Raw genomic sequence first — 12,297 nt, 5'->3', positions numbered from 1 at the left:
GTTCGGGCCGAACGCGCCCGCGTTGAGCGGCCCGGAAACGAACTCCCAGAACGGATCGAAGTCGCCGACCGCGGCCCGGTCCGGCGAATAGTGGTGCGCGGCGGTGTAATGCACGTCCGCGGTCAGCCAGACGACGTTGCGCACCTTGCGCTTGGCGATCTCCCGCAACACCCACGCGAGTTCGGTCTCGCGGGCGCCGGGCGCGCCGGGCAGGCCGTTGGCGACGCCTTCGATGTCCTTGCCATCCGGCACGATCAGCCCGATCGGCAGGTCGGCCTGCACGATCTTCCAGGTCGCGGTGCTGCGGTCGAGCGCGTCGACCAGCCAGCGCGCCTGCTTGTCGCCGAGGATACGGCCGGGCTTGGTGCGGTCCGAGGTGTTGGCGTCCTTGTAGGTGCGCATGTCGAGCACGAAGACCTCGACACGGCTGCCGTAGCGGAAGTTGCGGTACACCCGGCCGTCGACAGCGGCCTTCTGGTCGATCGGGTGCCATTCGTGGAAGGCCTGGAACGCCCGCGGGGCGAGCACGTCGGTGCGCTTCTCGGTGTATTCGGGGCGGTCGTTGAGGATTTCGCCCGGGTACCAGTTGTTGGTGACCTCGTGGTCGTCCCACTGCACGTAGCTCGGCACAGCCGCGTTGAAGCGGCGGAGGTTGTCGTCCATGAGGTTGTAGGCGAACTGCCCGCGGTACTCGGCCAGGGTTTCGGCGACCTTCGACTTCTCCGGCGTGACGAGGTTGCGCCACGTCCGGCCGCCGGGCAGTGCCACGGTTTCGGTCAGCGGCCCGTCGGCGTACACCGTGTCACCGCTGTGCAGGAACAGATCCGGGCGCCGATCGAGCATCGCCGAATAGATCTTCATACCGCCGAGTTCGGGGTTGATGCCCCAGTTCTGACCCGCGACGTCACCGGACCACAGCAGCCGGACGTCCTGGCGTCCGAGCGGCGCGGTGCGGAACCGTCCGGTCACCGGCTCGCTGGTGCCGCGGCCGTCGAGGTTTTCGGCGGTGACGCGGTAGAACTGCTCGGAACCGGACGGCAGGCCGGTGATCCTGACCTTGCCGGTGCCGCCGGTGTCCGGGCTGACCACCGGGCCCCGGACGCGGCGCGCGTGGCGGAACGACTCGTCGCGGGAGACCTCGACGATCAGCCGCGACGGCCGATCCGCGCGCGACCAGACGATCGCGGAGTCGGCGGTGACGTCACCGGACTGGACGCCGTGGGTGAGCACGGGCCGGTCGCGGCGGACGAGAGCGGGCGCGGCACCGGCGAAAGGCGTGGTGAGCGCCCCGGTGGCGAGCATGCCGGCGCCGAGGACACCGGCGCGCAGCAGGGAACGGCGGGAGGATTCGTGGTGGGTCATGGCGCGGTTCTATCCCGGCCGGACGACCGGTGGGCCAACTGCGGTTGGCCGGGCAGTGAACCCATGACTGTCCCCTTCACCCCGAAATGTGGATAGGTTGTCCGACAGGGGATGTTCACGAACACCAAGGGGATTCCATGCGGTTGAGAGCCATCGCCGCCACCGTGCTGATCGCGTCGTCGATCAGTGTGCCAGTGGCTTCGGGCAGTGAACTCGGTGAACTCGGGGACTCCGGGTCTCGGGCGACGATCCGCTACACCGAGCACGGCGTGCCACACATCGTCGCGAAGAGCTACGACGGGCTGGGGTACGGATACGGCTTCGCCGCCGCGAAGGACAACTTCTGCGAGCTCGCCAACGGGTATCTGACGGTCGGCGCCGAGCGGTCGAAGTACCTGGGCCCGGACGGCCCGCTCAACACGGCGCTGAGCTCGGCGGGAGCGAACCTGACCAGCGACCTGCACTTCCAGCGGATCAACGATTCGAAGATCGTCGAGCGGCTCGTCGCGCAGCCGGCGCCGCAGGGACCGCGCGCGGAGGTGCGCCAGCTCATCGCCGGGTACGTCCAGGGGTACAACAAGTACTTCGCCGAAACGGGCGCCGCGGGGGTCACCGATCCCGCGTGTCACGGCGCGGCCTGGCTGCGCCCGATCAGCGTCATCGACGTCTACCGGCACTTCTACGCCATCGCCACGACCGCGGGCCAGGGCACGCTCGCCGAAGGACTGGCCACCGCCCAGCCCACGCCCGCCGCGCCGCCCGCACCGGCGGACGCCTCGACCGTGGACCGGATCGGCGCGGGACTCGCGAAGGCGCTCGGCTCCGGTGACCTCGGCAGCAACGGCATCGCCGTCGGCGCCGACGGCACCGCGCACGGCCGCAGTGTGCTGCTCGGCAACCCGCACTACCCGTGGCAGGGCGGGCGCCGGTTCTGGCAGTCGCAGCTGACGATTCCCGGCAAGCTCAACGTGTCCGGCGGCAGCCTGCTCGGCATCCCGATGATCCAGATCGGGCACAACGACAACGCGGCGTGGACGCACACGGTGTCCACGGCCATCACCTTCGGGCTGTACGAGGTTCCGCTGGTGCCGGGCGATCCGACGACGTACCTCGTCGACGGCAAGCCGGAGAAGATGACGAGCACCGACGTCCGGATCCAGGTGAAGCAGCCCGACGGCTCGCTCAAGCCGGTGAGCCGCACGCTGTACGCGACGAGGTACGGCCCGGTCACCACCACCGTGAGCGGCGTTCCCGTGCCGTGGACGGCGAAATCGGCGTTCGCCGTGCGGGATGGCAACGGCACGAACATGCGCGGGCTCAACACGTGGTTCGCGCTGAACCAGGCGCAGAGCACCGGGCAGGTCGAGCAAGCGCTGTCGAGCACCTTGGGCGTGCCGTGGGTCAACACCCTCGCGACCGACCGCGCGGGCAACGCGCTCTACAGTGACATCCAGGTCGTGCCGAACGTGACCGACGAGCTGGCACAACGTTGCGGGACCCCGTTGGGGCGCATGCTTTATCCGGCGTCCGGTGTGTCCATTTTGGATGGCTCACGCACGGACTGTGCCTGGGGTACCGACGCAGACGCCATCGAGCCGGGACTCTTCGGCCCGGGCAAGCTGCCGAACCAGCAACGCCGGGATTACGAGCTCAACGCCAACGACAGTGCCTGGCTCGCCAACGCGAACGCGCCGATCACCGGATACTCACGGATCGTCGGCACCATCGGCACCGAGCGGTCGCCGCGGACGCGTGAAGCGCTGATCTCCGCCGAGGAAGGCATTCGTGGCAAGGGTTTCACCCCGGACTCGATGAAGGACATGCTGTTCGCCGACCGGAGCCGGGTGGCCGAACTCGCCGCCGACGACACGGCGAAGATGTGTGCCGCGTTCCCGGCGGGCCAGGCTCCGTCACCGTCGGGCCCGATCGACGTCAGCACGGCGTGCGAGGCACTGGCTTCGTGGAACCATCGGTACACGTTGCAGTCACGCGGTTCGCTGTTGTTCCAGCGGTTCGCGCTCGAGCTGCCGCCGGGTTCGTGGCAGGTTCCGTTCGACGTCACCAAGCCGCTGACCACGCCGAATACGTTGAACACGGCCAGCGTGGCCGTCCAGACGGCGTTCGGCAAGGCGGCCGCGGACTTGAAGGCGGCGGGCATCCCGTTCGACGCGAAGCTCGCCGACAACCAGACGGTGACCCGCAACGGCGAACGCATCCCGATCCACGGCGCCCAGGGTGGCCTGGGCGTGCTCAACGTGATCACGCCGCGGTGGGACCCGGCCGCTGGCAACGTCGAAATCGTCCACGGGACGAGTTTCGTGCAGGTCGTCGGCTTCGACCGGACGGGCTGCCCGGACGCGTCGACGCTGCTCACGTACTCGCAGTCGACGGATCCGACCTCGCCTTACTTCTCCGACCAGACCAAGCTCTTCTCGAAGGGCCAGTGGGTCCGGAGCCGGTTCTGTGAGGCGGACATTGCCAGGTCCCCAGAATTGCGCATAGTGCGGCTCAGGTAGGTGGCTCGTGAGTGGCTACGAGTGTTCTAACACTCGTAGCCACTCACGACCGCAACCACCTGCCCGCCGCCGCCCCACCTACGTCTTCGGAGTCCTATGCCCCGCATCGCCCTCACCCCGCTGACCGACGAAGAGTTCACGGCGTACTACCGCGAAGCGGTCGCGGGCTACGCCGCGGCGAACGTCGCCACCGGAAACTGGAAGCCCGAGGACGCTGTCCGACGCTCCGAAGAGGCGCACGCCAAACTCCTCTCCGACGGTGTCGCGACCCCGAAGAACCACCTCTTCGCCGCTCGCGTCGAAAACCGCAAGGTCGGTGCCATCTGGTTCGCCGAACGCGACGAGGCGTCGGGCCCGCTCGCCTACGTCTACGACGTCCGCGTCGACGCCGACCAGCGCGGCAAGGGCTACGGCCGCGCGGTGATGGAGGCCGTCGAAGCCGAGGTGCGCGCGCTCGGGCTGACCAAGATCCAGCTGCACGTCCACGGCGACAACACCACGGCCCGCACGCTCTACGGCAGCGCCGGGTACGCCGAAACCAACGTCGTCATGGTCAAGCGGCTCGACTAGCGGATGGCGCCGGTGGGCAGGAGCGCGTGGACGCCCCAGACGCCGTTCGCGACCTGTGTGACGCGCAGGTGCACCGACGGGCTGGCGAGCGCGAGCGCGGTGGCCCTGTCCAGCTCGTAGAGCGCCTGCATCCACGTCACCATCGCGTCGAGCGCGTCGGCCGTGGCCTCGTTGAGGTCCTCGTTGAAGCCGAAGGTGATCCGCCCCGCCGGGGTCTCCGCGTGGATGCCTTCCACCGGAACGTCGGTGACGACGTCGAGCGTCATCTCGGTGGTCATCGGGCACTCGATCGCGGTGCCGGAGACCTCGCCGTCGCCTTGTGCGGCGTGCCCGTCGCCGACGCACAGCAACGCACCGGGGACCGTGACCGGCAGGTAGAGCGTGGAACCGGCGACGAGTTCGCGGCAGTCGATGTTGCCGCCGCCGACCGGGCGCGGCGGGATCGTCGAATGCTCCCCGGGCTCTGCGGGCGGGAGACCGATGACCCCGAGGAACGGCGCCAGGCCCACAGTGTGACCGCGGTCGTTGGTCCCCGTACCGGCTTCGTTGTCGAGCTCCCACAGCAGCCACGTCGGTGGACCGTCGCCCAGCCCGAGCCGCCTGGTCAGCGCGTTGTCCTTCCCCGCGAGGGTCCAGCCCCAGTCGCCGGGTGTCAACGCCTTCAGCCGGACGGCGAGCACCGTGCCGGGCTCGGCACCCCGGACCTCGATCGGGCCCGTCAGGCAGTGGCCGCGGCTGGGGTTGATCATCGTGGGCGGTTTGTCACCGGGCTTCTCCTGGCGCTCGAGACACCCGGAGGCGTCGAGCGACCGGACGACGACGGTGTCGCCCGCGTCGACCGTCAGCACCGGTTTCCGTGCCGGGGAGAAGACGTCGGTCACGGTGTCCGGCGCCGGGTCGAGGCGGTGTTCGGTCATGGCTGGCTCTCCCTGCTGCGAAATGTGTACAAACCTGGTTCAGGACCGGGGGAAGGCCGCGCGGGCGGCGAGCACGTGCCGCCGCGACTCGGTCTCCGCCAGCTCGGCGTCCCCGGCTTCGATGGCCGAGACCAGCGCCCGGTGTTCCGTCCACGAATGCGGGGCGCGGCGCGCGACACTCTGGCGGAAGAGCCACTGGCCCCGCCGCACCATCGGCACCGCGACGCACACGAGGTATTCGTTGCCGCTGAGCTGGAAGACGCGGGTGTGGAACTCGCTGTTGAGCTCGGCGAGCGCGCTGTGGTCGCCAATCTCCGTGGCGACGCGAGCACGCTCCAGGATCTCCTCGAGCTGCGCGACGCCTTCGGGACCGGCGGCCTTCGCGGCCAGCTTGGCGCCCAGCGGTTCGAGGGCCAGCCGGACGTCGAAGAAGTCCTGGGCTTCGACGGCCGAAAGCGTCGCGACGAAGGCACCCCGCCGCGCGGGCAAGGTGACGAACCCTTCGGCGCCGAGCACGCGGATGGCCTCGCGAATGGGGTTCCGGGACACTCCGAGCTGTTCGGCGAGCCGGTCTTCGACAAGATGGGTGCCGGGGGCCAGTTGCCCGTCCAGGATGAGCCGCCGGATCTCGTCGACGACCATGTCCCGCAGGGGCACATGGCGTCCTCCTGGGCCCCTCGCCGCATCGTTCATCCGGACATTGTATGCGAAACTCGGTCAGTGCAGAGAACAGCAAGTAATGAGGCGACCACCGCCCTCGGCTGGAAATATCTTTGTCACCTCCGCTCACACTGTTGTAATACAACACTCTTAGCGTTCCGCATCGGTCCGGATGCCACCACTCCCCGCATCCGAATCCTGGCAGAGACGAGGCACGGACGTGAGTGACCGTATACAATCTGAGATCTCCGATACGACCAACCGGGGGTTGTCCCGGCGAACGCTGCTCGGTGGCGCGGGGACGGCCGTGGTCGGCACCGCCCTGTCGGTGGCCATGGGCGGAGTGGCGAAAGCGGCTCCTGCGGCGCCTTCCGACGCCGACGCGCTCCCCCAAGCGAACTCGATCCCGTACCGGCCGCGGATCGTCGACTACGAGATCTTCGAGCTCGCGGCCATGCTCCGCGCGGGCAAGCTGTCGAGTGTCGACTTGACCCGGGCCTATCTCGACCGGATCGCGAAGTTCAACGGTCCTTTCGAGACCTACGCGAACAACGGGCTGTACAACGCATTCGTCCGGATCGACGCCGACGCCGCCCTCGCCGCGGCCAAGGCGGCGGACAAACGGCTCGACGGCGCCCGCCGCCACGGCGACAACGTGCCGCTGCTGTGCGGGATTCCGATGGGCATCAAGGATTCGGTCGGGATCAAGGGGATGAACACCCAGGACGGCAGCCCGACCTTCGCGGGCAACCTCGCCTTGCAGGACGCCACCGCGGTAGCGAGGCTGCGCGCGGCCGGTGTGGTGCTGCTGGGCAACACGATCTGCTCGGCGTTCTCCGGTTCGATCACCGGCACCTTCGCCGGCAACGCCTGGAATCCGGCGTACGTCCCCGGCGGCTCCAGCCAAGGTTCCGGCGTCGCGCCGATCGCGCGGCTCGCGGCGGCCTGCATCGGCGAGGAAACCGGTGGCAGCATCGTGATGCCGTCCGCCGCCAACGGCGCGTCCGGGATCAAGCCTTCGCTCGGCACGGTCTCGATCGCCGGGCTGATGCCGCTCTCCCCCGGGTACGACGTACTCGGCCCGATCTCCCGCAGCGGCCGCGACTCGGCCCTGATCCTGAGCGCCATCCTCGGCCCGGACGGCGTCAACGACCCGCAGACGCTGTCCGCGCCCACACCGTTCCCGCGTGTCCCACTGTCCGCGCGTCAGGGCCGCAAACCGTTGCAGGGCTTGACGATCGGCATCCCGCAGACGGACTGGATGAACGTCAACGGCGCGATCAAGGTCGGCGTCTCCCCGCAGTCGACGTACGGCGCCGGGCATCTGCAGGTCTTCAACCGGCTCGTCGGGCAGCTGACGTCGATGGGCGCGAAGGTCATCCCGTTCAAGGGCCTCGACATGACCGACCCGAAGCAGAACCCGTACTTCGCGTCCACCGAGGTTCTGGCCACTGTGGACGGTTCACCGGTTTCGCCGTCCGCCGCGGTGGTGAACTCGAACCGCTACGAAATCCGGTACGCGGCCGCCGTCGCGGACTTCTGCGCCAGCGGTATCCCGAGCCCTGAAGCCGTCGCGACCCTCACCAGCCAGTACGGCCGCCGCGCGCCGGGCGAAGCGACGGCGAGCTTCGCCAGCGCGGACAGGTTCAACGGCGGGATCACCGCGTCCGTGCGCTACGAGGGCGAGAAACGGCGTCGGCAGCTCATCACCAACTACACCAAGACCCTCGACGACGCCGGTGTCGACTTCATGCTCGTCCTCGCGCTCGGCGACGTCATCGGGCAGCGCTCGGGCGGGCCCGGTTTCCCGGTGTACCGCGCCTACTACCAGGTGCCCAACGCGCTCGGCTGGCCGATGGTCAGCTTCCCCACGGGCTACGTCCAGGGCCTGCCGGTCTCGGCGCAGTTCTGGGGACCGCGGTTCTCCGAGCCGGACATCGTGCAGGCGATGATCGACTACCAGGACCGTTTCCCGGACTACCACAAGGCCGTGCCCGCCGACCCGGTCGCGGCGGCGGCCTCCCCGAAGCGGCTTCTCGTTGCCGCACAAGAAGAAGGCCCGAGCAACGATCCGCTCGTCGGTGAAGAAGCCGTCCGGGCGGCATTGCGATGAGCCTCGACGCGCCACAGCCGTTCCACGTCGTCGCCTTCGGGACACCGATCGACATCGGCTTCCTCCCACCGGCACCGGGCGGCCTCAACGGTGAACTGCTGACCGTCGCCTGGCAAGCGAAGTACGGCACTTCATACCTGCCCTACGACCCCGACGACGCCACTCCCCCACGGTAGCCCCCGAGACCACTATGGCCACCGTGGCTCGTGAGTGGCTACGAGTGTTAGAACACTTGTTGCCACTCACGAGCCACCCACCCAAGCCGCGCCACATTTCACGGTGGCCATGGTGACGGTGCTATTGCTGGCTGGGGAGGCGGCCTTCGGCCATCCGGCGGGCGACGTCGCGGCGCAGCCACAGGAGCCACAGCCAGAACGCCAGGAAGACGAACCCGAGGATGGCGACCGCGGGCAGCACGATGAAAAACGCGATCATGGCGACCTGCAGCACGAGCACGGCGTTCACCGCCCACGAACGCTTCAGCTGACCGCAGAGCACGATGAGGGCGACCGCGATCGCGACCACGACCCACGCGGTGCCGGAGCCGATGCCCCCGGCGAGGTTCGCCACGACCGGCAGGGCCAGCGCGACGGCGATGGCCTCCATGATCAGCGAGCCGGCCATCACCCCGCGAAAGGACTTCATCGGGTCCTTGGCCGGTGGTTTCGGTGTTGCCACTGGTTCGCTCACGCCGGCGCCTTCCCGAACATGGTGCGTGCCTCGCCCACGGTGAACACGGAGCCGGTGATCAACACCCCGCCACCCGAAAGCGGTTCGTCGGGCTCTTGGCTCTCTTCGACGAGTGCGATCGCGGACTCGATGGCCGTCTCCAGGCTCGTCTCCGCCAGCACCCGGTCTTCACCGAAGATCGAGATGGCGATTTCGTTCAGTTCTTCGAGGCCCATCGCGCGCGGCGAGCTGTTCCGCGTCACGACGATGTCGGAGAGGATCGGCTCAAGGGCTTCGAGAATGCCGCGAGCGTCCTTCTCCTCCATGATGCCGACCACGCCGACCAGCCGCCGGAAGGCGAACTCCTCGGCGACCGCCGTCGCCAGCGCGCGGGCGCCATGCGGGTTGTGCGCGGCGTCGAGCAGCACCTGCGGTGCGGAGCGGACGTGCTCCAGCCGTCCCGGCGTCTCGACCTCCGCGAAGGCCTCACGAACGGCTTCGACGACCAGCTGACGATCCTTGCCGGCACCGAAGAACGCCTCGACGGCGGCGAGCGCCAGCGCGGCGTTGGCGGCCTGGTGCGCGCCGTGCAGCGGCAGGAAGACGTCGTCGTAAACGCCGCCGAGGCCCTGCAGTTTCAGCAACTGCCCGCCGACGGCGATCTCGCGCTCCAGCACCGCGAACTCGCTGCCCGCCCTGGCCACACTCGCGTCGACCTCGATCGCCCGCTCGACCAGCACGTTCATCACCGCGGGGTCCTGCTCCGCGATCACCGCGACACTGCCGGGCTTGATGATCCCGGCCTTCTCCGCGGCGATCTTCGTGATGTCACTGCCGAGGTACTCGACATGGTCGATCCCGATCGGGGTGATGACCGCGACCTCGGCGTCGGCGATGTTCGTCGCGTCCCACGAGCCGCCCATACCGGTCTCGAAGACCGCGGCCTCGACCGGCGCGTCGGCGAACGCCGCGAACGCCATCCCGGTGAGGACCTCGAACTTGCTCATCGCCGGGTCGCCGGGCTTGCCGGCGCCGTCGACCATGGCCACGTACGGCGCGATGTCGTGATACAGGTCGGTGTACGCCGCCGCCGAGATCGGTGCGCCGTCGAGCGCGATCCGCTCGGTCACCAGCTGCAGATGCGGGCTGGTGTAGCGGCCGACCCGCAGGCCCATACGCGTCAGCAACGCGTCGATCATGCGGGTGGTCGAGCCCTTGCCGTTGGTTCCGGCGACATGCAGGATCGGATAACCGCGATGCGGCTCGCCCAGCAGGTTCACCAGCGCCGAGATCCGCGTCAGCGAAGGTTCGATCTTGGTTTCGGGCCAGCGCTGGTTGAGCTCGGCCTCGACGGCCATCAGCTCACGCCTGGCCTCCTGGCCGTTGGGGTCGACGGCGGGGCCGTTCTCGCCCTGGTCGTCGAGCTCGTGCAACTCCTGCTCGTCGATGTTGGCGAGATCCGGGACCGGGCCGGTCGCCAGGTTGTCCCCGAGCTGGCCGATCCCGCCGATCCCGCCGCGCGAACCGCCACCGGCCGCGTACGCCTCGTCGACGGCGCCGAGCGTGGGATCGGAATCGTCCCCGAACTCGTGTGCCTGTGCTCCGAGCTCGTCGATCCCCGCGTAGCTGTCCGGGTCGGCCAGATCGGGCCGTCCCCGGCTCGCCGGCGCTTCGAAATCATCGGTGTCGAACGACTCGTCGTCCGGGTCGCCGACCTCACCTCGCGGCACTCAAACTCCAAACTCAGCAGCTCATTCTGTCTTCGGCGAGTCTACGTGCGGCTTTCCTGGCAGTCTCCATGCATGCCTTTCAACCACAACGACCACTACCACCCGCTCCTGCTGCGGCACCTGCCGCCCGGGCCGGGGCGGGCGCTGGACGTCGGCTGCGGCACCGGGAAGTTCGCGCGGCGGCTCGCGGCGGCCGGGCTGCGCGTCGACGGGCTCGACGTGTCCGGGGTGATGGTCGAGGCCGCTCGTGCCGCGGGTTCCCCGGGGCCGGGGAAGGTCGAATACCGCCACGCGGACATCTCCGCCGGCCCGCTGCCCGAAGCGCACTACGACTTCATCTCGTGCATCGCGTCGCTGCACCACGTGCCGTTCGAGACGGTGAAATCGCTGCGCGAGGCGCTCACCCCGGGCGGGGTGCTCGTGGTGCTCGGGCTGGCGAAGCCGAGCCGGCCGGGCGACTTCGCGCGCTGGCTGGCCGCGGCGCCGGTCAACTTGCTCGCCCGGCTGGTCGTCCACTTCGGCGAGCGCCTCAACGGCGGCCCCGAGCCACGGTTACGGCCGCCGGTCAAGGACGACTACCCCACGATGAGCGAAATCCGGCGCGAATCGGCCGCTTTGCTCCCCGGAAGCACGATCCGGCCGCTGCTTTTTTGGCGTTACCTCTTGACGTACACACAGCCACCTGAACATCACCCGTTGTGACAACTCAGCCGGGTGAAGCTGAGCCCCGACCACCCGGTTGGCGGCTTTTCGGCCGATCGAAGATCGCTAAAAACGGGAAAGGAGTCCGCTGTACGGCTAACAGAACGAGGTTTCCATGCGTACCGCCCGGCTACTTTTCACCGCCCTCACCGCGACGATCTTGCTGTCGGCGACAGCCCTCACGGCGTCGGCCGCACCACTGGCCCCGAGCTTCCGGAACTACGTCGCGCTAGGCGATTCGTACACCTCCGGCCCCTTCATCCCCGCGCAGCGGCTCGACCCGCTCGGCTGCGGCAGATCGACCAACAACTATCCGTCGTATCTCGCCGACCGCCTCAACGTGCGCTTCACCGACGTCAGCTGCGGCGGCGCGACGACGTCGAACCTGGCGCAATCCCAGGACGTGCCGCTCGGCCGGAACCAGGCGCAGTTCTACGCCCTCGGTGTGCACACCGACCTGGTCACCCTCGGCATCGGTGGCAACGACTACGGCGTCTTCGGCCGGATCATCGACACCTGCCCGTCACTGCGGTCCTCGGATCCGACCGGGAACCCGTGCCAGGAACACTTCACCGCCAACGGCGTCGACACGCTGAAGGCCGCGATCGCCAGTACCCAGGCCAACATCGTCACCGCGCTGCGCGGCGTCCACTACTACGCGCCGCACGCGCAGGTGTACGTCATCGGTTACCCGCGGATCGCCCCGGAATCCGGTTACTGCCCCGGAATCCTGCCGTTCGCCGACGGTGACTACGCCTGGCTGAACAGCATCGAAGAAACCCTCAACGCCGCCATCGCGAACGCGGCCGCCCTCGACGGCGCGACGACCTATGTGGACACCTACGGACCTTCGCTCGGCCACGACGCCTGCGCCACCGGCGGTGCCGCGTGGATCAACGGCCAGGAAGCCGGGCTGTTCACCCCGGCCGCCGCGTACCACCCGTTCCGCTCGGGCATGGCCGGAATGGCGAACGTGATCTACCAGAACCTGACCTAGCCCGTTTCGCCATTGCTGCCGACAGATGACGGCGACCATTACCCCAAAGCGGCGTTGGGGG

At 68.7% G+C, this 12,297-nt stretch carries 11 protein-coding genes; 6 read left to right on the top strand and 5 right to left on the bottom strand.

The window, feature by feature from the left end; translation table 11 throughout:
• On the bottom strand, positions 1-1,362 hold a 1,362-nt coding region (locus tag VGP60_RS19435), incomplete at its 3' end, for an alkaline phosphatase D family protein (protein ID WP_327549451.1).
• Positions 1,363-1,499: 137 nt separating this feature from the next.
• Here VGP60_RS19435 and VGP60_RS19430 point away from each other — a divergent pair.
• Both VGP60_RS19430 and VGP60_RS19425 read left to right on the top strand, forming a co-directional pair.
• The gene (locus tag VGP60_RS19430) at positions 1,500-3,878 is read left to right on the top strand and encodes a penicillin acylase family protein (RefSeq protein ID WP_327549450.1); all 2,379 of its coding nucleotides are present in this window, start codon (positions 1,500-1,502) and stop codon (positions 3,876-3,878) included.
• 96 nt (positions 3,879-3,974) lie between these two features.
• Positions 3,975-4,448: a GNAT family N-acetyltransferase gene (locus VGP60_RS19425; RefSeq protein ID WP_327549449.1), complete on the top strand. Its 474-nt coding sequence runs from the start codon at positions 3,975-3,977 to the stop codon at positions 4,446-4,448.
• Here the strand turns inward: VGP60_RS19425 and VGP60_RS19420 are convergent.
• Both VGP60_RS19420 and VGP60_RS19415 read right to left on the bottom strand, forming a co-directional pair.
• Positions 4,445-5,365, bottom strand: a complete 921-nt coding sequence (locus tag VGP60_RS19420; RefSeq protein ID WP_327549448.1) for an acetamidase/formamidase family protein — start codon at positions 5,363-5,365, stop codon at positions 4,445-4,447. The genes VGP60_RS19425 and VGP60_RS19420 overlap by 4 nt on opposite strands.
• Before the next feature lie 39 nt (positions 5,366-5,404).
• On the bottom strand, positions 5,405-6,022 hold the full coding sequence (locus tag VGP60_RS19415; protein ID WP_327549447.1) for a GntR family transcriptional regulator: 618 nt from the start codon (positions 6,020-6,022) through the stop codon (positions 5,405-5,407).
• 271 nt (positions 6,023-6,293) lie between these two features.
• On the opposite strand from VGP60_RS19415, the gene VGP60_RS19410 reads away from it, so the two are divergent.
• Together VGP60_RS19410 and VGP60_RS19405 are read left to right on the top strand one after the other, a co-directional pair.
• The gene (locus tag VGP60_RS19410) at positions 6,294-8,138 is read left to right on the top strand and encodes an amidase (protein WP_327549446.1); all 1,845 of its coding nucleotides are present in this window, start codon (positions 6,294-6,296) and stop codon (positions 8,136-8,138) included.
• Entirely contained in the window at positions 8,135-8,314 is a 180-nt protein-coding gene (locus VGP60_RS19405) for a hypothetical protein (RefSeq protein WP_327549445.1), read from the top strand. Before VGP60_RS19410 ends, VGP60_RS19405 begins: the two co-directional genes overlap by 4 nt.
• Positions 8,315-8,435: 121 nt before the next feature.
• On the opposite strand, the gene VGP60_RS19400 is transcribed toward VGP60_RS19405, so the two are convergent.
• Positions 8,436-8,783 (bottom strand): DUF4233 domain-containing protein, encoded by a 348-nt coding sequence (locus VGP60_RS19400; RefSeq protein WP_327549453.1) that lies wholly within the window; start codon positions 8,781-8,783, stop codon positions 8,436-8,438.
• Positions 8,784-8,824: 41 nt separating this feature from the next.
• A complete protein-coding gene (folC, locus tag VGP60_RS19395) occupies positions 8,825-10,450 on the bottom strand; it encodes a bifunctional tetrahydrofolate synthase/dihydrofolate synthase (protein ID WP_327549452.1) in 1,626 nt (541 codons plus the stop codon).
• Between the two features lie 159 nt (positions 10,451-10,609).
• Between folC and VGP60_RS19390 the strand changes: the two genes are divergently transcribed.
• Positions 10,610-11,239 (top strand): class I SAM-dependent methyltransferase, encoded by a 630-nt coding sequence (locus VGP60_RS19390; protein ID WP_327549444.1) that lies wholly within the window; start codon positions 10,610-10,612, stop codon positions 11,237-11,239.
• A 115-nt stretch (positions 11,240-11,354) separates the two neighbouring features.
• Positions 11,355-12,236 (top strand): SGNH/GDSL hydrolase family protein, encoded by an 882-nt coding sequence (locus VGP60_RS19385; protein WP_327549443.1) that lies wholly within the window; start codon positions 11,355-11,357, stop codon positions 12,234-12,236.
• The last annotated feature ends 61 nt before the right edge of the window (positions 12,237-12,297 follow it).

The organism is Amycolatopsis sp., from assembly GCF_036008905.1.
Lineage (GTDB): Bacteria > Actinomycetota > Actinomycetes > Mycobacteriales > Pseudonocardiaceae > Amycolatopsis.
Note: the sequence above shows the minus strand (reverse complement) of the source record. Positions and strands in the feature narration are given on the sequence as shown.

Coding starts and splice junctions, on each gene's coding strand:
- VGP60_RS19430 (WP_327549450.1), top strand. CDS start 1,500: ATGCGGTTGAGAGCCATCGCCGCCACCGTGCTGATCGCGTCGTCGATC.
- VGP60_RS19425 (WP_327549449.1), top strand. CDS start 3,975: ATGCCCCGCATCGCCCTCACCCCGCTGACCGACGAAGAGTTCACGGCG.
- VGP60_RS19420 (WP_327549448.1), bottom strand. CDS start 5,365: ATGACCGAACACCGCCTCGACCCGGCGCCGGACACCGTGACCGACGTC.
- VGP60_RS19405 (WP_327549445.1), top strand. CDS start 8,135: ATGAGCCTCGACGCGCCACAGCCGTTCCACGTCGTCGCCTTCGGGACA.
- VGP60_RS19400 (WP_327549453.1), bottom strand. CDS start 8,783: ATGAAGTCCTTTCGCGGGGTGATGGCCGGCTCGCTGATCATGGAGGCC.
- VGP60_RS19390 (WP_327549444.1), top strand. CDS start 10,610: ATGCCTTTCAACCACAACGACCACTACCACCCGCTCCTGCTGCGGCAC.
- VGP60_RS19385 (WP_327549443.1), top strand. CDS start 11,355: ATGCGTACCGCCCGGCTACTTTTCACCGCCCTCACCGCGACGATCTTG.